The sequence below is a fragment of the Phaeobacter italicus genome, from assembly GCF_001258055.1.
GTDB lineage: Bacteria > Pseudomonadota > Alphaproteobacteria > Rhodobacterales > Rhodobacteraceae > Phaeobacter > Phaeobacter italicus.
Genome location: NZ_CVRM01000013.1, coordinates 1 through 18,888 on the forward strand (window position 1 = coordinate 1; position 18,888 = coordinate 18,888).

18 protein-coding genes are annotated in these 18,888 nt (G+C 56.5%); 9 read left to right on the top strand and 9 right to left on the bottom strand.

The window, feature by feature from the left end:
- Positions 1-749: 749 nt before the first annotated feature.
- The 5 genes from urtE to urtA all read right to left on the bottom strand — a co-directional run bounded on the left by urtE (position 750) and on the right by urtA (position 6,713).
- Complete coding sequence (gene urtE, locus NIT7645_RS07870; protein ID WP_008561602.1) at positions 750-1,445, bottom strand: urea ABC transporter ATP-binding subunit UrtE; 696 nt, start codon at positions 1,443-1,445, stop codon at positions 750-752.
- Positions 1,446-1,448: 3 nt separating this feature from the next.
- The gene (urtD, locus tag NIT7645_RS07875) at positions 1,449-2,189 is read right to left on the bottom strand and encodes an urea ABC transporter ATP-binding protein UrtD (protein ID WP_046210419.1); all 741 of its coding nucleotides are present in this window, start codon (positions 2,187-2,189) and stop codon (positions 1,449-1,451) included.
- Positions 2,186-3,415, bottom strand: coding sequence for an urea ABC transporter permease subunit UrtC (gene urtC, locus NIT7645_RS07880; RefSeq protein WP_050686543.1), 1,230 nt, complete (start codon positions 3,413-3,415; stop codon positions 2,186-2,188). The genes urtD and urtC overlap by 4 nt, the downstream gene beginning before the upstream one ends.
- A gap of 3 nt (positions 3,416-3,418) precedes the next feature.
- Positions 3,419-5,371, bottom strand: coding sequence for an urea ABC transporter permease subunit UrtB (gene urtB / locus NIT7645_RS07885; protein ID WP_050673247.1), 1,953 nt, complete (start codon positions 5,369-5,371; stop codon positions 3,419-3,421).
- 61 nt (positions 5,372-5,432) lie between these two features.
- A complete protein-coding gene (gene urtA / locus NIT7645_RS07890; protein WP_008560217.1) occupies positions 5,433-6,713 on the bottom strand; it encodes an urea ABC transporter substrate-binding protein in 1,281 nt (426 codons plus the stop codon).
- Positions 6,714-7,433: 720 nt separating this feature from the next.
- Here urtA and NIT7645_RS07895 point away from each other — a divergent pair.
- The 9 genes from NIT7645_RS07895 to NIT7645_RS19200 all read left to right on the top strand — a co-directional run bounded on the left by NIT7645_RS07895 (position 7,434) and on the right by NIT7645_RS19200 (position 16,896).
- The gene (locus NIT7645_RS07895) at positions 7,434-8,465 is read left to right on the top strand and encodes a LacI family DNA-binding transcriptional regulator (RefSeq protein WP_008561498.1); all 1,032 of its coding nucleotides are present in this window, start codon (positions 7,434-7,436) and stop codon (positions 8,463-8,465) included.
- 113 nt (positions 8,466-8,578) lie between these two features.
- The gene (locus NIT7645_RS07900; protein ID WP_050673248.1) at positions 8,579-9,886 is read left to right on the top strand and encodes an ABC transporter substrate-binding protein; all 1,308 of its coding nucleotides are present in this window, start codon (positions 8,579-8,581) and stop codon (positions 9,884-9,886) included.
- Positions 9,887-9,997: 111 nt separating this feature from the next.
- Positions 9,998-10,864: a carbohydrate ABC transporter permease gene (locus NIT7645_RS07905; RefSeq protein ID WP_037302795.1), complete on the top strand. Its 867-nt coding sequence runs from the start codon at positions 9,998-10,000 to the stop codon at positions 10,862-10,864.
- 13 nt (positions 10,865-10,877) lie between these two features.
- Positions 10,878-11,708, top strand: a complete 831-nt coding sequence (locus NIT7645_RS07910; protein WP_008562636.1) for a carbohydrate ABC transporter permease — start codon at positions 10,878-10,880, stop codon at positions 11,706-11,708.
- A 12-nt stretch (positions 11,709-11,720) separates the two neighbouring features.
- Positions 11,721-12,728, top strand: a complete 1,008-nt coding sequence (locus NIT7645_RS07915) for an ABC transporter ATP-binding protein (RefSeq protein WP_008562909.1) — start codon at positions 11,721-11,723, stop codon at positions 12,726-12,728.
- On the top strand, positions 12,728-14,236 hold the full coding sequence (locus NIT7645_RS07920) for a mannitol dehydrogenase family protein (protein WP_050673249.1): 1,509 nt from the start codon (positions 12,728-12,730) through the stop codon (positions 14,234-14,236). The genes NIT7645_RS07915 and NIT7645_RS07920 overlap by 1 nt, the downstream gene beginning before the upstream one ends.
- Positions 14,233-15,159: a carbohydrate kinase family protein gene (locus tag NIT7645_RS07925; protein WP_050686545.1), complete on the top strand. Its 927-nt coding sequence runs from the start codon at positions 14,233-14,235 to the stop codon at positions 15,157-15,159. The genes NIT7645_RS07920 and NIT7645_RS07925 overlap by 4 nt, the downstream gene beginning before the upstream one ends.
- A gap of 224 nt (positions 15,160-15,383) precedes the next feature.
- Complete coding sequence (locus tag NIT7645_RS07930) at positions 15,384-16,016, top strand: tyrosine-type recombinase/integrase (protein WP_050673252.1); 633 nt, start codon at positions 15,384-15,386, stop codon at positions 16,014-16,016.
- A 217-nt stretch (positions 16,017-16,233) separates the two neighbouring features.
- Positions 16,234-16,896 carry a helix-turn-helix domain-containing protein gene (locus tag NIT7645_RS19200; protein WP_074964376.1) on the top strand — a complete coding sequence of 221 codons (663 nt, stop codon included), beginning with the start codon at positions 16,234-16,236 and terminating at the stop codon, positions 16,894-16,896.
- Here the strand turns inward: NIT7645_RS19200 and NIT7645_RS07935 are convergent.
- The 4 genes from NIT7645_RS07935 to NIT7645_RS07950 all read right to left on the bottom strand — a co-directional run bounded on the left by NIT7645_RS07935 (position 16,873) and on the right by NIT7645_RS07950 (position 18,860).
- On the bottom strand, positions 16,873-17,193 hold the full coding sequence (locus NIT7645_RS07935; protein ID WP_046210427.1) for a DUF1801 domain-containing protein: 321 nt from the start codon (positions 17,191-17,193) through the stop codon (positions 16,873-16,875). The genes NIT7645_RS19200 and NIT7645_RS07935 overlap by 24 nt on opposite strands.
- Positions 17,194-17,201: 8 nt before the next feature.
- Positions 17,202-17,597, bottom strand: a complete 396-nt coding sequence (locus tag NIT7645_RS07940) for a VOC family protein (protein ID WP_050673265.1) — start codon at positions 17,595-17,597, stop codon at positions 17,202-17,204.
- A 296-nt stretch (positions 17,598-17,893) separates the two neighbouring features.
- Positions 17,894-18,406, bottom strand: a complete 513-nt coding sequence (locus NIT7645_RS07945; RefSeq protein WP_159420189.1) for a TetR/AcrR family transcriptional regulator — start codon at positions 18,404-18,406, stop codon at positions 17,894-17,896.
- 55 nt (positions 18,407-18,461) lie between these two features.
- Positions 18,462-18,860 carry a DMT family transporter gene (locus NIT7645_RS07950; RefSeq protein ID WP_281302332.1) on the bottom strand — a complete coding sequence of 133 codons (399 nt, stop codon included), beginning with the start codon at positions 18,858-18,860 and terminating at the stop codon, positions 18,462-18,464.
- Between the last annotated feature and the right edge of the window lie 28 nt (positions 18,861-18,888).

The window sequence follows — 18,888 nt, forward strand, 5'->3', positions numbered from 1 at the left end:
AATTCTCAGTGACAATTTATAGGGCTACCGGGTCAGTTCTCAGTGACAATCAACAGTCTGAGGCCGATAAGTTGGCTTAAACAGCGCTCTCAAAAGAAATTTCAACATTTCTGAACCCTACGAGGCAGTGCTCAACAGAGCAAGAGATTGCTAAGGGAGCAAGCAGCAACACCATGGCTCCGCCAGTAGGGTATCTGCCAAATAACTCCGAGCTCGCCGCTCGTCCTCAAGGGCCACTACCTGCGCTTCGTTGACGGTTGAGCGAGGTGCAGCATTGCCATAGCCGATCGGGCGGCGTGCAATGTCCGCTTCCCGGAAATTGCTCGGGATCTTTTGCGTTTGCAGCAGAGTGCCCACTGCGTCTGGTTCGAATGTCCATAAAGGGCTGGAAGCAGCCCAAAGATCCTGCAGCATCCCAGGCAGACGGCAACGCCAGCATAGAACTCTTACCCGCCGTTCGCTGGATCTGCTCGTCAATGGGTATGAAGCGGACATAGGGACATTTGCAAAGTTTGAAGACCGCCCCGTAAGAGACATTCGACACACCGGCGGCATTCTGCGATCGCAGACCACATTCCGGTCATCCGCTGCAAGTGCAGAATCTGACTATGTTTGAACCCTACATTGCGTAGCGAATCCACCGCTGCGAAATGTTGCATAAAGTCCGCAATAGCTAGCTAGAGTACTAAACTGCTCCCCGTAAAACCTGCAGCTTCTCACCGATCAACGGTCTGGTTCCTTTATGAATGTCAAACCGTTACGCCTTGCAGAACCTGTTCCCGCGAAAGCTGGTCCCGCGTGCCTTGCATCAGGACCGCGCCGCGCCGCAGAACAATGAACTTGTCGGCAAGATTATAGGCGAAATCGAAATACTGCTCGACCAGAATGATGGCCATCTCTCCTTTGGTTCGGAGGTGGCGAATTACCTCACCGATCTGCTGGATGATGTTAGGCTGAATGCCTTCGGTCGGTTCGTCCAGCAGCAAAAGTTGAGGCTTGGTGATCAGCGCCCTGGCAATAGCAAGTTGCTGTTGCTGGCCACCCGACAGATCACCCCCGCGCCGGTTCTGCATTTTCTTCAGTACCGGGAACATATCGAAGATCTCGTCCGGAACAAAATGTTCATTATTTGGCAGGCAGACAAAGCCGGCCTCAAGGTTTTCGCGGACAGTCAACAGCGGGAAAATCTCGCGCCCCTGCGGCACGTAGGCCACACCTTTCCACGCCATGCGATGGGCTGGCAGAGGTGGAAGGGCCTCACCGTTTAGTATCAGATCGCCGCCCGAGCGCGGATGCGTCCCCGAGATAGCCTTGATCAGGCTTGTTTTCCCCACGCCATTGGTGCCCATCACGCAGGTCACCTCTCCTCGCGTGGCCTCCAGCGAGATACCGTTGAGGATTTGCGAATGCCCGTAATGTAGGGTCAGATCGGTCAGTTTCAGCATTGCTTAGCGCCCCAGATAGACATCGATGACGTCCTGATTTGATGTGACATGATCCAGTGAGCCCTCGGCCAGAACCGAGCCTTCATGCAGGACTGTGACCTTGCAATTGAGGCGGCGCACGAACTCCATGTCATGCTCGACCACAACAACGGCGCGGGTTTTGGCGGCCTGTACCAACAGATCGGTCGTGTGTTCGCGTTCTTGCGGGGTCATCCCGGCGGCGGGTTCGTCAACCAGCAGAAGACGGGGTTCCTGCGCAAGAAGCATACCGATCTCAAGCCATTGTTTTTGCCCGTGGCTGAGTTCGCCGGATTTGCGGGTCAACTCATCCTTCAGACCAATTTCAGAGGCTAGATCCGCGACCTTGTCCAGATCATCTGCTGAAGGCCGATAGAACAGCACGCCCAGCCAGCCGCGCTTGTTTTTCAGCGCCATCAGCAGGTTTTCCTGCACGGTTTGATCTTCGAACACCGTGGGTTTCTGGAACTTACGCCCGATGCCAGCTTGCGCGATCTTGGCTTCGCTCATTCGCAACAGGGAAACGGATTTCTCACCCCAGATCACACGGCCTTCGTCGGGTCGGGTCTTGCCGGTGACGATGTCCATAAAGGTGGTTTTGCCCGCCCCGTTCGGTCCGATCACCGCGCGCAGCTCGGCGTTGCCGATCTGGAAGGACAGGTTGTTGATGGCGCGGAACCCGTCGAAGGTAACCGACACGCCGCTGACCTCTAGCAGAGTGCTCATTCCGTGGCCTCCTTTTCACGCAACGCGCTTTCATCAGGCCCCAGGGCCGCGCCGTGGCGCTGTGGCGCGTGGCGGTTGGTCCAGAGGTCGAACAACCCTCCGATCCCTTGCGGAGCAAACAGCGTGACCAGTACGAAGGACACGCCCAGCAGCACCTGCCACCAGTCGACCCATTTGATCGTGTAGAACCCCAGCGGGATATCTGGTACCTGCCCGCCCGTGAACCATGTGCTGAGCAGGCTGACGAACGCCGCCCCGATGACGGCGCCATACAGGCGACCACGCCCGCCGATGGCGACCCAGACAGCTAGATATATCGAGGCGATCGGGGCCATCTCCTCGGGGTTGATGATGCCCGCCTGCGGATAATAGAGCGCCCCCGCTACGGCGGCGATACAGGCGGTTAGGGTGAAAACGGCCAGCTTGTAGACTTCGACCGAGTAGCCGAGGAATCGCACACGCGCCTCGTTATCGCGGATGCCCCGGATGACCGAGCCAAACTTGCCTGACACCACCCATGCCGCCAGCATGTATCCCAGCCCCAAGGCCAAAGCCGAGGCCCAGAGGAACCAGATCGACACCACATCCTGCGAAGCCGTGACGCCCGGCAGGTTCTGCAAGCCCGACAGGCCGTTGTTGCCGCGCAAGCCGCTGTCGTTCTGGAACAGGTACAGGGCCAGTGCCAACGTCATCGCCTGTGTCAGGATTGACAGGTACACACCGGTGACACGGCTTCGGAAAGCCAACCATCCGAAGATCAGCGCCAGCAGACCCGGAACCAGCACAACCAAGATCAGCTGCAGGGTCAGGCTGTGGGAAAACGCCCAGATCAACGGAAATTCCGACGATCCGACAACGCCAAAGACTTGTGTAGCGATGGCGTCGACCACCTCGGTCGAAGTTGGTGGAATTTCGGCCTGTGCCAGCGAGTCGACCACGATCAGGCGGGTGCGTTCATACATCAGCCACATGCCGATCATGTAGCCCCCCAGCCCGAAAAAGGCGAAATGACCGAGAGAGAGGATGCCCGTGAAGCCCCAAACAAGGTCCATCGCCACCGCGATGAGGCCCAAACACAGAGTTTTTCCCAACGTTTTGACGAAACTGGTCGAGATTACACCGATGCCAACCCCTTCGGACAGGATGGTGACACCCAGCGTGAACAGGGACAGAATGGCCAGAAAGACCAGCACCGAGGGGTTTTGGGCAACAAAGCTGCGGTCCATAGCTCAATCCCCCGCTGCGCGGCCCTTGAGGGCGATGATGCCCCGTGGCCGAAACTGGATGAAAATGATGATGAAGATGATCATGTAAGTTTGGGCCGCGAGGGTGTTCGAGGGGGTCATCCACTCAATCCCCTTTTGCAGGAAGCCGATCATGCCTGCCCCCGCTAGCGCGCCCCAGATATTGCCCACACCGCCGACAACCACAGTCATGAAGCTCTGCACGATATAGTCGCTGCCCAGATCGGACGTGACCTTGGCGAACAGTCCAATTGCAACTCCGGCGATCCCGGCGATGCCCGAACCCAGCCCGAAGGTCAGCATATTCACCCGCCCTGGATTGATGCCCATCGATCCGGCCATACGCGGGTTCTGCGTCACTGCGCGCATCTCAAGCCCCAACCGGGTGCGTTTCATGATGTACAAAAACAGCCCCAGAAAGATCATCGCCAGCACAAAGATCGCGATACGGATATAGCTGATCGAGACCACGTCATTCAGCACCCAAGCGCCGTCCAGCCAGCCGGGCGCGGTCAGCGGCCTTGCCTGCGTGCCGAAGGTGTTCTTGGCCAGTTGTTGCAACGCAATCGAGATACCGAAGGTCGCCAACAGAGTCTCAAGTGGACGCGAATACAGCCAGCGGATCACCAGCCGCTCCATCGCGACGCCCATGGCGAAGGTAACGGCAAAGGCCATCGGGATCGCGACGATGATCGACAGCGTGTGGTCGGGGATAAACTGCTGCACCACATAGCCAGTGTATGCGCCCATCATGATGAACTCACCATGGGCCATGTTGATGACGCCCATCACGCCGAAGGTGATCGCCAGGCCGATGGCGGCGAGGAAATAAATCGACGCCAGAGAAATCGCGTCCAGCGTCAGGTCGAGTGTCTGGTTCAGGCCAACCTTCAACTCAATCCGCTCCAATGCATGCGCGGCGGCAGCGGTCACGTCCGGCGAGGGCTCCGCGTAGGTATCAAAGAACACATGCGCAGCAAGTGCTGCATCAATGTCGGTTTGCGTGATCAAAGCCGGGACGGCTCCGGCCTCAGCCAATGCCTCATACGCCTGCGCGCGGGCAGCGGCGGAGCCCAGTTGCGCAACCGGAACACCCCCCACGCGACCACGATCGATATTGGCGGCCAGAGCGGCGCGATTGTCGTCTGCCGAAACACGCGGTGCGGCCAGATCACTGGCAACCAGCAGATCATATGCCACGTCGCGCGGCAGATCTTCTGAGTCGGGTTGCAGCACGGCGGCGATATTCTTATCCGAGGGCAGCGTGACAGCGGCCTGTCGTTTGGTCACTACCAAAGGGTTCAGGGCCGCGCGAACATCGACGCCTAGATCGTCGGACATCTCTGCAATCGCAGCCACACGCGCGCCGACATCGGTGTCATGCCCAATGGTCAACAACCGTTCCAACCGCTGCTTCTGCGCCTTCAAATCGGCATCGGGTTCGTCGTCAATTGACGCGCGAAGCGGTCCCAAAAGCGCCCCCTCAGGATCGCGTTGGATGGATTGCAACGCAGCCTGTCGCCGAGCGCGATCTGGATCGGTCAACTGGAACTGCACCAAAGCCGTTCCGATCATCGCGCGGATACCGCTATTGGGTTTCAACTGTTTCAGGTCGGATTTCTCAAACGTCCCGACGACCTCTCCGGTATCGAAATCGGTCAGTTCATACGACCTCCCCCCGGCTTTTTTCCCGGCAAAGAACAGACCGTCGGACTTGCGCATCCACACGTCCTTGGCGGCCCATGTCTCAAGCATCACCTGCGCCTGTGGCAACCCGCTGCTGGCAATCGCGTCAATCGCTGGTTTGATCGTCTTGCGTGAGCTTTCGGCGATGATCTCCCGATGCTGTCCCAAAATCGGCTGCAAACCGGCCTCTTGCGCGTTGGCAGTCAGGCAGGCGCACAGGATCGCGAGGCCCGCAAGGTATAATCGTAACATTTGATGAAACCCGAGATGTCTTGGGGGCAAAGCGGGCAATCACACCCGCCTTGCGTATCGTTTAGTAGTTCGACAGGGTCTGAACACAGGTCTTGGTCTCGGTGTTGTACATACCGCAACCCAGTTCTTTCCAATCCGAGATCAGCACCGCCGATTCCGGCAGGAAGTCAGTCCAGGCGTCGCCCGGCACAACGTCGGTTTCGCTGATGATGTCGAACTGGCCGTCTTCCTGAATCTCACCGATCAGAACCGGTTTCGCCAGATGGTGGTTCGGCAACATGACCGCGGTGCCGCCGGTCAGGTTCGGGAATTCCTGGCCGTACATGGCGGCGCGTACATCGTCGACTTCGGTCGAGCCAGCTTCGGTTGCGGCGTTCACCCACATGTTGAAGCCAATGTAATGCGCCTCCATCGGGTCATTGGTCACACGCTCGTCGCCCATGGTGGCTTTCCATGTTTCGACGAATTCCGCGTTCACGTCGGTATCCGCCGACTGGAAATAGTTCCACGCCGCCAGATGGCCCACAAGGTTGGCCGTATCCAGACCCGACAGTTCTTCCTCTCCCACCGAGAAGGCCACGACCGGAATATCGTCTGCTGAGACGCCCGCCGCAGCCAGTTCTTTGTAAAAGCCAATGTTGGCGTCACCGTTGATGGTCGAGATCACACCAACCTTTTTGCCATCCGCACCCAGTGCGACCACATCGGCCACGATCTTGGACCAGTCAGAGTGCCCAAACGGGGTGTAGTTGACGAAGATATCCTCGTCCGCGATGCCCTTCTGCTTCAGATAGTTTTCCAGAATGTTGTTGGTGGTGCGGGGATAAACATAATCTGTGCCTAGCAGTGCGAATTTCTCAACGCCCAACTCGTCCAGGAAATAGTCGGTCGCAGGGATTGCCTGCTGGTTCGGCGCGGCACCAGTGTAAAAAACGTTCTTGGACGATTCTTCACCCTCATATTGGACCGGATAGAACAGCAGGCCGTTCAGTTCTTCGATCACAGGCAGGACCGACTTTCGGCTAACAGAAGTCCAGTTGCCAAAGATCACATCCACCTCATGCACGCTCAGCAGCTCACGCGCTTTTTCAGCAAACAGCGGCCAGTCGGATGCGGGATCGACCACCACGGCCTCAAGCTGCTTGCCGAGCAGGCCGCCCTTGGCGTTTTGCTGGTCGATCAGCATCAGCATGGTGTCTTTCAGCGTAGTCTCCGAGATCGCCATGGTGCCCGACAGCGAATGCAGTACGCCAACCTTGATAGTGTCTTCTGCCGATAACGCAGTGGTTGCCATGGCGGCGAAGACGGCCGATCCGGCGAGCGTGGATTTGAGAAATGTCATTAGATTCTCCCGGCGGGGCGGGCACAGAAGCCTTGCGTTGACACGCCGTCTTCTACTACCTGATCCCCGCAACTATATGTTGCGTTACGTGTGGCGGTTGTGTCCGAGGTGCAATTCGCGCAGCCGTCACACACCCCTGGGCGTTTTCCCCGTGGTGGGCACCCATACGGTTTCTGCATTGCGGCGAAGTTGGCAAATCGTTTGCCGGGCATTCCCGGTCATTCGGCACATGTGCTCGAATTTTCGGCAAATGTCGGGGGGGATTGCCCAAGAAGTAATCTGCTATTCTGAAAAACGGACGGGATTCGCTGTTCGGGAATAGAGTTTGACAAACAAACGCCAAAAACGGCGACACCGAACGTTGGCCCGCAGGTGCGCCATTACACATCACGTCACGATATCGCCCCCCCAAAGCTACGACGCCGCCACGCGCCCAGTTCGGCTGAGCGTCAAGCGTTATTGCAAAGCCTCAGTTTTGGACGGGTTTCGCCAGCCGCCATCAGCTGCGAGCTCAAACTAGTGTTTCTCTTACGTCCGCTGCGCGCAGATTGGCGCCACGGCAATGGAACCAAGAAACGTAAATCCATCTAGGGGGATCTGCTCAAAAAAACGAAATCTGCTCTTTAAGCTGTGAAATTTGGCGCGCGTTAAATATTATGGTTCAGAAGGGCCGACGACGCGTTGGCAACTGACAACTAAGTTCTGACAAGGCGGCTGTAGATGGAAGGTAACAAGATCCGGAACATGGAAGAGTTCGCCTCGGTCAGTGGGATCTCCCGGCCGACCTTATCGAAATACTTCAACGATCCGACCAGTGTCAGGGATTCCACACGCAAGCGCATCGAGGCGGCGGTGGAACAATATGACTATCGGCCCAACCTGTATGCGATGAACCAGAACCGCAGGTTGACCAAGAATATCGGCATTGTGGTACCTTATCTCGCAGACCCATTCTTTGCTGAAATTGCACGAACGCTTGAGAACCACGTTTTGCGAACTGGATATCGCCCGGTTCTGCTGGGATCGCACGGGCGGCCTGAACTAGAAATTGAAAATTTAGAGAACCTGAGGCTGATTAAGCCGGCAGGCGTTCTGCTTGCCCCGCTTGGTCGGGTGTCTGAACGCGAACAGATCGAGGCCTTCTGCAAAGAAGTGCCGACCGTCTTGTTCGATGCCAATATTGATGGCGTCGGACATGCCTTCGTGGGGTCGAACAATGGCCAAAGCATAGGCCTGATCGTCGATTATCTGTGTCGAACAGGCGAGCCCCCCGCCTTCTTCGAGATGGAAACGCCTACCAACCCGAATGCCTACAAACGACGCACTGCATATCTTGCCGCGATGGAGCGGCTAGACCACAAGCCTCGGCTCATTCAAGCGCCGGGTGAAGGCTGGGAGTTTGAAGAGATCGGATTCCGGGAAGGATCCCGCTTGCTCCGGGACAAAACACTGCCCACGGACACCATCCTGTGCAGCAACGACCGTTTGGCAATTGGGTTTCTGTCCGCCGCTTACGAGGCTGGATTGCGTGTTGGGCTTGGCCCTGGGTGTGCCTTACGCGTCGCCGGGCACGATGATCATCCATTCTCTCGCTACACCTGCCCAACGCTGACCACTGTTTCACAGGATTACGAGGCGATCGCCAAGAAAAGCGCAGAGGCCTTGTTGGAGCTGATCGAGGCGGGATCACCTGGTGATTCGCGCGAAGAAACCCTGTTTGAGGGTCGTTTGATTATGCGGGGGTCCGCTTAAGGTATTAGTATTAATGGATAACTGAGTAAATTTTACGCGCGTAAATATTTAAATTGACGCCAGCGGCATTGCGTCACTACCGTTAGGTCAGCATCTAAACAGGGAGGTAGAGGATGTTTGTTAAGAACGCACTCTGTGCGGCTACTGCCATTTCGCTAATCACAACTGCTGGTAGCGCATCTGCAGAAACCATCACAATCGCAACCGTTAACAACGGCGACATGATCCGCATGCAGGGTCTGACCGACGATTTTACCGCCAAAACTGGCCACGACGTTGAATGGGTCACTCTGGAAGAAAACGTGCTTCGCCAGCGTGTCACCACAGACATTTCAACCAAGGGTGGTGCTTTCGACATCATGACCATCGGCATGTACGAAACCCCGATCTGGGGCGCCAATGGCTGGCTAGTTGCACTGGACAACCTATCGGAAGATTATGACGCGGCTGACATTCTGCCCGCAATGGCGGGTGGCCTGAGCCACGACGGCACATTGTATGCGGCGCCCTTCTATGGCGAAAGCTCGATGATCATGTATCGCACCGACCTTATGGAGAAGGCCGGTTTGGAAATGCCGAAGGACCCGACCTGGACCTTTGTTCGCGAAGCTGCAGCGGCCATGACGGACCGCGACAACGAGATCAACGGCATCTGCCTGCGTGGCAAGGCCGGTTGGGGTGAAGGCGGCGCTTTCATCACCGCGATGTCGAATTCGTTCGGCGCGCGCTGGTTTGACATGGATTGGAACGCTCAGTTCGACACCGAGGCCTGGGCCAACACTCTGAAATTCTTCAAAGGCATGATGGACGAAAGCGGCCCCGCCGGTTACGCCACCAACGGTTTTAACGAAAACCTGTCGCTGTTCCAGCAAGGCAAATGCGGCATGTGGATCGACGCGACCGTGGCTGCGTCCTTCGTGACCAACCCGAACGACTCCACCGTTGCTGACAAAGTTGGCTTCGCACTGGCCCCCGACAACGGTTTGGGCAAACGCTCGAACTGGTTGTGGGCATGGGCGCTGGCTATTCCGGCAGGCACCCAGAAACAAGACGCCGCCATTCAGTTCATCGAATGGGCCACCTCGAAAGACTATATTGAGCTGGTTGCCGCGAATGAAGGCTGGGCCAACGTTCCTCCGGGCGCACGTATCTCTCTGTATGAGAACCCGAACTATCAAGCGGTTCCTTTTGCTCAGATGACACTGGACTCGATCCTGTCGGCTGATCCAAACAACTCCACCGTGGAAGAGAGCCCCTATGTTGGTGTGCAGTTTGCCGCAATCCCCGAGTTTGCAGGTATTGCAACCGAGGTCAGCCAAGAGTTCTCGGCCGCCTATGCCGGTCAGCAGACCGTGGAAAAGGCCCTTTCGAACGCGCAGGCCCTGACCAACGACGCAATGGAAGCTGCGGGCTACCGCTAATTTCCTCCCCGGCTGGGGGCGGGTGATCCTGCCTGCTCCCGCCACCTTCCCCCGCTCATGTTATTGTTCATCTGAACGGCGTCCCTGCCGTCAACAGAAGAGGTGAGCCTGATGGCTACTCAACATTCCAGATCATCAGCGCGCCTCATGATGGCACCGGCGGTGGTCCTTCTTCTTGGGTGGATGCTCGTCCCACTGACCATGACCCTCTATTTCTCGTTCAAGAAATACCTGCCCCTTCGCGGTGGCGACCTTGGGTGGGTGGGATTTGACAACTACGCCCGTTTCCTGACCTCGAGCGCGTTCTGGCCTTCGGTTCAAACCACACTGGTCATCGTCGGTGGAGTACTGGCCATCACCGTGGTTCTGGGCATCTTTCTTGCGATACTGTTGAACCAACCGATGTGGGGCCAAGGTATGGTCCGCATTCTGGTCATCGCCCCGTTCTTCGTCATGCCCACCGTATCGGCACTGGTCTGGAAGAACATGTTCATGGACCCGAACTATGGCCTCCTGGCCCATCTGTGGAAGCTCTTTGGCGCAACGCCTGTTGAATGGCTCAGCCAGGCCTCGCTTCCATCGATCATCATGATCGTGTCGTGGCAGTGGCTGCCCTTCGCGACACTGATCCTGCTGACCGCAATCCAGTCCTTGGACAGCGAGCAACTCGAAGCAGCCGAAATGGATGGCGCCCTCGCACATAAACGTTTCGCTTACATCACCCTTCCGCATCTTGGCCGCGCCATCACCGTAGTCATCTTGATCCAGACGATCTTTCTTCTGTCGATCTTTGCGGAGATCTTCGTCACCACCGGCGGTGCATTCGGCACCAAGACCCTTAGCTACCTGATCTTCCAGCGCGTGCTGGAAAGCCAGAATGTCGGCTTGGGCTCGGCTGGGGGTGTCTATGCAATCATCCTTGCCAATATCGTTGCCTACTTCCTGGTGCGCATTGTCGGCAAGAACCTGGACGCGTGAAGGAGGACTGACCATGGCACGATCCATTGCCCCGCGCCGCAAGGCCATCAACACCCTTCTCGCCTGGAGCGTCGGTTTCCTAATCTTCTTCCCGATCCTCTGGACCATCCTGACCAGCTTCAAAACAGAAGCCGCAGCCATCGCGAACCCGCCCGTGTTCATCGGCTTCGATTGGACGCTTGAAAACTATCAGGCGGTGATGGAGCGCTCCAACTACAGCCGCTTCCTGTGGAACTCGATCGTGATCGCTGGCGGCTCGACTGTCTTGGGCATTCTGATCGCCATCCCGGCGGCCTGGTCCATGGCCTTTGTTCCGTCAAAACGGACCAAAGATATCCTGCTGTGGATGCTGTCCACCAAGATGTTGCCCGCCGTGGGCGTGCTGTATCCGATCTATCTGCTGTTCATCAAATTCGGTATGCTGGACACCAAAATCGGGCTGATGATCGTCTTGATGCTGATCAACCTGCCGATCATCGTCTGGATGCTCTACACCTATTTCAAGGAAATCCCCGGCGAGATCCTAGAGGCAGCCCGCATGGACGGCGCTACCCTGCGCGAGGAAGTGATCTATATCCTCACGCCCATGGCCATCCCCGGCATCGCCTCGACGCTTCTGTTGAACGTGATCCTGGCTTGGAACGAGGCATTCTGGACGCTCAACTTAACCGCTGCCAAAGCGGCACCCCTGACAGCTTTCATCGCCAGCTATTCCAGCCCCGAAGGCCTATTCTACGCAAAACTCAGCGCGGCCTCGACCATGGCCATCGCACCAATCCTGATCCTCGGCTGGTTCAGCCAGAAACAACTTGTCAGCGGCCTGACCTTTGGCGCCGTGAAGTAAGGAGACTGAATTATGGGACGTATCACACTGGATAAAGTCTCTAAAAGCTTTGGCGACGTCGAGGTTATCCCCCCACTGGATCTGACCATCGAAGATGGCGAGTTCACTGTCTTTGTCGGCCCTTCGGGCTGCGGCAAGTCCACCCTTCTGCGCCTGATCGCGGGGCTTGAGGACATCACATCCGGGCAGATCCGCATCGACGGCGCAGATGCCACCAATGTACCGCCTGCGAAACGCGGCTTGGCGATGGTATTCCAATCCTACGCGCTTTACCCGCATATGACGGTGCGCAAGAACATCGCCTTTCCGATGAAAATGGCGGGGATTGATCAGGCCGAACAGGACCGTCGCATCGACGCCGCCGCAAAGGCGCTGAACCTGACGGACTATCTGGACCGTCGCCCCGGTCAGCTTTCCGGTGGTCAGCGTCAGCGTGTCGCCATTGGTCGGGCTATTGTCCGCGAACCCGCCGCATTTCTGTTTGACGAACCCCTGTCGAACCTGGATGCGGCGCTGCGTGTCGGGATGCGTCTTGAGATCTCGGAGCTTCATGAACGCCTGAAGACCACCATGATTTATGTGACCCACGATCAGGTCGAGGCCATGACCATGGCCGACAAGATCGTGGTACTTCAAGCCGGCGTGATCGAACAAGTCGGCAGTCCACTCGATCTGTATGAACGCCCCTGCAACAAGTTCGTCGCCGGTTTCATCGGCTCGCCCAAGATGAACTTCATTGAAGGCGAGGAAGCCGCCGAACTGGGTGCCACCACCATTGGCATCCGCCCGGAGCATATCTCGATTTCGACCACCGAGGGCCAATGGAAAGGCACCGTCGGCGTGGCCGAGCATCTGGGATCCGACACCTTCCTTTATATCCACTCAGATGTGAGCCCGAGCGAAACCATGACCGTACGTGTCGACGGAGAGTTCAGCGCACGCCACGGCGACACGGTTTATCTAACGCCACGTGCAGAACGCATTCATAAGTTCGGCGCCGATGGGCTCCGGATCGAATAATGCAACTAGCAGGGAATTCGGCTTTGACTACGGCTCTTTCAAATCGCAATCTCTCAATTTTGCCAAAAGAGATTGTGCGCCCGGTTTATGACCGCGCTGCCTTGAAGCCTGGGATCGTACATATTGGCCTCGGCAATTTTCACCGCGCCCATCAGGCATGGTACCTCCACCGCCTAATGCAAGAGGGTCTTGCGGGCGACTGGGCAATCATCGGAGCAGGTGTACGTGCCTATGATGCTGCCATGCGCGACCGCCTGCTTACACAGGATTGTCTAACGACTTTGATCGAACTGTCGCCCGGCAGCTCCTCGGCCGAGGTAATCGGCTCGATGATTGACTATCTGCCGATCGAGGACAGCAACGCCCCCTTGGTCCAACGCATGTCTGAACCGGACATCCGCATCGTCTCGCTGACAGTGACTGAAAGCGGATATTTCGTTGATCCTTCCGTGGGGGGCTTTGACGCGGGCCACCCTGATATTCGGCACGACGCGGCAAATCCGGATCGCCCGCGCACTGTTTTTGGGGCCATCGTCGCCGCGTTGAAGATCAGACGTGACAGCGGTGCGGGGCCCTTCACTGTCCAAAGCTGTGACAACCTGCGTGGAAATGGCGCCATCACCCGCGAGGCAGTGGTGACTCTGGCCCGACTGTCCAATCCGACTTTGGCGGATTGGATCGACGCCGCATGCAGCTTTCCCAACTCGATGGTGGATTGCATCGTCCCAGCAACCGGACCAAATGAACTGGCGCTGGTCCAAAACCTTGGAGTTGCAGATGCAGCTCCGGTCACCCATGAAAACTACCGCCAATGGGTCATTGAGGATGACTTCTGTGCGGGACGCCCGGATTGGGATAAGGTCGGCGCGATCTTCACCCCTGCCGTTCATGAATTCGAGGCCATGAAGATTCGCATTCTGAATGGAGGGCATCAGGTCTTGGCTAATGCGGGCGAGCTTCTTTCGGTCGCGACCATCGCCGACTGCATGGCGCACCCATTGATCTCTGCTTTCTTCCGCAAGGTAGAAAAGGACGAGATCGTTCCCTACGTCAATCCCGTTCCAGAAATAACGCCATCGGCCTATGCAGACCTGATTGCCGAAAGGTTTTCGAACTCAGCAATTCGTGACACTACACGTCGTGTTGCGTTTGATGGGTCGTCACGCCATCCCGGGTTTATCCTGCCAATCATTCGTGATGCGTTGGAAGCTGACGGCGAGATCGACGGTCTGGCCCTCGTCGAAGCTTTGTGGGCTCGGATGTGCAGTGGCATCCGCGAGGACGGATCTCTGATCGATGACAATGATCCAATCTGGAAAGACCTTACCACCACAGCCAAAGCCGCAAAACAGCGGCCAACGGCTTGGTTGGAGCAGCGTCAAATATATGGGAGTCTCGCAGACAACTCGCAATTTTCCGACGCATTCACGCGTTGGCTGGGCATGCTCTGCGAAAACGGCGTCGCGGCCACTCTTTCAGCTTATGTCGATCAAGGAGCAGCCGAATGATCCTATGCTGCGGAGAAGCCCTGATCGACATGATTCCGACCCCGACGACGGCTGGCCCAGACGGGTTCGTGCCCCATTCTGGCGGGGCGGTGTTCAACACCGCCATAGCTTTGGGCCGCTTGGGGGTGCAAGTCGGGATGCTGACTGGGCTCTCCGCAGACATGTTCGGGCGGCAATTGGTCGAGGCACTGGAAGCTAGCCATGTCGACACATCCCATGTAGTCGTCTCTGACCGACCCACGACACTGGCCTTTGTGCGGCTTGTTGATGGCCACGCAACCTATTGCTTCTTTGATGAAAACTCCGCCGGGCGCATGCTGGATACAGCCGAATTCCCGGTGCTTTGCTCCGAGGTCTCGACGCTGTTCTTCGGCGGAATCAGCCTTGCCTGTGAACCATCAGCCAAGGCCTATGCCGCGCTACTAGAGCAGGAATATGCAAAGCGCGTGGTAATGATCGATCCCAACATCCGCCCGCGTTTCGTCAAGGATATCGACCGCTATCGCGCCCGGCTGGATCGTATGATCTCGCGGGCCGATATCGTCAAGGTGTCAGACGAGGACCTGAATTGGTTTCTGCCCGTTCCTCTTTCCATGCGAGAGAAGGTGGCGTTACTGTTGGAGCGTGGCCCCTCTGTCCTGATCTTGACGCATGGTGGGGAGGGCGCGAGCGGTTTCATTGCGGATGGGCCCGTGGTTAAGGTGCCCGCGCAGAGAGTCGAAATCACAGACACCGTGGGCGCCGGGGACACGTTCAACGGAGGTTTCCTGGCCAAGCTGTCGGAACTCGGGTGCCTCACGAAGGCGCAACTTTCGTCGCTGTCGGCAGATGCCTTGCATCAGGCGATGCAACATGGTTCCAAGGCTGCCGCAGTGACCGTATCGCGAGCCGGTGCAAACCCACCGTGGGCAGGAGAACTCTAAAAGACGCGGTCGTTTTGATGGACAGCTACAGGAACACACATTTGTCGCTTCGACCACGCAATACTCATCGAGTATGTTTGTCGTGAATGTGCCTGCAACATCCAAGCCAGGTGGCGATGGCAGCTGGGACTCAAAGCCGACTTGCGGCGCAGCATTCCGTGATATTGTACATCGTCAACATCGGGTTGTCGGTGTGGAGGGCGTGGTGGATCGGAGGAACCATCATGCAAACACCAAACTTACCCGCCATCCGCGCATTGCGCCCAGCCTGGAACAAGGGTTGGATCGTCGGCCAGAAAAGACCGCTTAAGCCGAAACATGTCTGGGCGATCAGAGTGCGGCTTGAGCTGGCGGAAAGACATCGTGATCTGGCCCTCTTCAATTTAGCCATAGACAGCAAGCTGCGGGGCTGTGATCTGGTGAAGATGAAGGTGGTTGATGTCATGGCGTCAGGCAAAATCAAGGAGCGCGCATCGGTTATGCAAAGCAAGACACGCAAACCTGTGCGTTTCGAAATCTCTGAAGGCACCCGCTCATCGCTAGCAAGGTGGATGCGGGAGCCGCTGATGATCAGATCCGAATTTCTTTGGCCAGGGCGCATTCACGAACGGCTTCACATTTCGACGCGCCAGTACGCGCGAATTGTGCGTGACTGGGTGACATCCATTGGTCTGGAGGCAAGCGCCTATGGCACGCACTCGATGCGGCGCACCAAAGTGACCCAAATCTACAAGAAGACAGGTAACCTTCGGGCCGTCCAGCTTTTGTTGGGCCATACCAAGATGGACAGCACTGTCAGATACCTTGGCGTAGAACTTGAAGATGCACTGGCAATCGCCGAAGCTATCGAAATCTAAACGGCTGGGCCGTCTTCACGGACGGCCCAAAGCGGTCGCTCGCTACAGTGGTCTGACGCTGCGGTGCGGCCCGTCACTGCGGACTTTCGCGGCACCTGCAAATTCGAGCCATCGGCGAACTGGTAGTGTGCGGACAAATTGAGCTTTCGCCGCAGTTGCCCGAAGGTCGATTTTTGTGACAAGTACATTGAGCGTTTCAATGACGAGGGTTTGTCACATGCTTTTCCACCGCTGGGAATATTCTGTGGTGGCAGATGAGGTCCGCATTATTCAACCTGATGGGTGTCGCGACCTGATACTAATTTCTCGACCGGGCAAGCCGGACGCAATCCGGACTACGGACTGGGACAATCAGCCACAGGTGGTACATCTAAAGGCAGGTACAATGATGGTTGGCTATCGTCTTAGCCCCGGTACGACTATCACACCAACAATTCAGGCGAACGAAGAGCTGAATTCAGACACATTGGAAGACATGATCGAAAGCGAGGCAAAACGAAGTTCAGAAATTTTTGAATTGATCGAAACCTTGGCTCGTTCAAATGCGACTGTTGAGCAAGTGGCCCGTCAGAGTGGGCGAACGGCGAGGACGCTTCAGCGCCAATTTCGTGACCTTGCACTTCCCAGTCCCAACTTTTGGCGATTGCTTGGACGCGCCAGACGGTCAGCAAAGGCATTGCCTTGCCGTGTCTCACTTGCAGAAATCGCGTATGAATACGGATACAGCGATCAGGCCCATATGACCCGGGAGTATGTTCGTTGGTTTGGAAGTTCACCGTCACGGCTTCGTCAAAACAAGGGTTCGATTGTCGACATCAACCAACCAGGGCTTGGCAATTGGCCAAGTGAAGGCAGCTCAGAGCTTGGCGACCTGTTCTAGGAATTGCTTGCATCGCTTTGTACGTAACTCATGTACTTCCCGTAACTTGATGTGCCGCCGACGCTTTCCCGCCCCTTCAAGAATGTTCTCAGGGTCCGACAGGAAGGCGCCATTGGTAAATTCCAAAGACACGTGCTGTGTGTAGATGAAATACCCACAACATTGCGTTTTCGGGTCTCCGGCAGTTCTCGCGACGATTACACCGCCATATTTGTCGCGCATTTCGGCATCTGGCATCACATCCAATATGATTTCGGAAAGCTGGCTTGCGATCTCGGCCTTAGTGTTTTCATCCATAATCCATATCAACCTGCGTCGGGCATTGTCACAGCAGAACACATCTCGATCAGATATCCATTCGGGTCGCTGACATAAGATGTTGTCTGCCCCCAGGGTTCATCACGTACATCCTGGACTAGTGTCGCGCCAGCATCGATTGCCCGGTCAAGAGCCGCTTTAACGTTTTCGGTCTCAAACGCGATTTCAAAAGTAGGGGTTTTTGCATTTGGTGCGGCGGGGTTTTTTTCCAGTTGCTTCATCAAGGTTGTTGAGGAAAACGCCAATTTCGTATCACCGGTCGTCAGTTCGCCGTAGTCGCCGCTTTCATGGAGAAACCCGCGTTGTAGCCCAAATGCTCTCTCAAAGAAGTCGAGCGTGGCTGGCACGTCATCAACGTAAAGGATTGTGTATCGGAAGATCATCTGTCTCGCACCCATAGTAAGTTATGACTCCCATTTGACGCCAAATACATACGGGGTGTCTTGAAGAATGCCGACATTCGACGCGACCGCAGCATCGGTCAAGATGGGCTCACTGCCGCCTTGCGGCGACGCAGCGCCGGGCTGTCCGCCGTGACAGCGTTCTTGGCTACCCGTGATCGGCTCGAGCCAGCCCTAAGCCGTCTTTCGTTGGGCATGCGGCGAACGACGGCTTAGAGCCCAGAATACAGAATGCTGCGCGTCGCACGAACGACCGCTTTCGGAAAGTGGGTCGCGAGCTATCCTCGTTTGCCAGCGGAAAAGGTACTCTTCGTCAGAGCTTCGTGCATACTCTTCCGCTCCGGGATCGCCACCCCGAAGTGTTGGGCCAGCCAAGCTCCGTCTACGGCAAACCGAGCAATGCTTAGTTCGACGTTGCCTTGATCTTCACCGTAGTCAGAGAGTTGGTCATTCAGCCACTCTGTCCATTTCATCCGAAGAGCCGGATCATCCAGCATGAGGAGCGAAAGAGCGATCCATGTCTGATCCATGGCCGGTTCTTCACCACCAAAGGCCAGATCAATATAGGCACGGGTGAACGCTCCATGCGCAACACGATCCTTCGAGGCCCGAGCCCCAATCTCAGAAGCCAGTTGGTCTAAGACTTCCTCGAAGATCGCATCAATCAAGGCCTGCTTGCTCGGGAAGTGATGAAGGAAGCCGCCTTTAGTGACACCGGCAGCAGACGCAACGGCTTGAACTGTTATTGCCGAGATGCCGCTTTCAATGGCGAGCTTTTTGGCTTCATCCATGAGGCGGCGTCTAACGGCTTGTGGGTCTTTGACGCGTTTATGTGCTTCTGGCATCTCAATGTGAGACGCTACCAGACAGCAAGTTCATGACAAGCACACCGCCGACGATCATAGCAATTCCCGTTACCGCCCAGAAATCCAGAGCCATCTTAAACACGACGACACTGACCACCGCCGTCAGGACGATGCCGAGACCAGCCCAAACGGCGTAGGCCACACCAAGAGGCACCATCTTCAACGCAAGAGAAAGACAGTAAAGGGACAGGATAAAGCAGACCAGCATCCCGAGAGATGGCCACAGCTTCGTAAACTGTTGGGACAATTTCAGCAGGGTCGAACCGCTGACCTCTAGGATAATGGCGGCTCCCAGAGCCGTGTAGGCAGCAAGCATGGCGTTCATTTCAACATCTCCGTCGATTTTCGATAAACATACCATACGAATGGTTTCTTTCAAGGCCACTCTTCTACGTTATTTGTGGTTT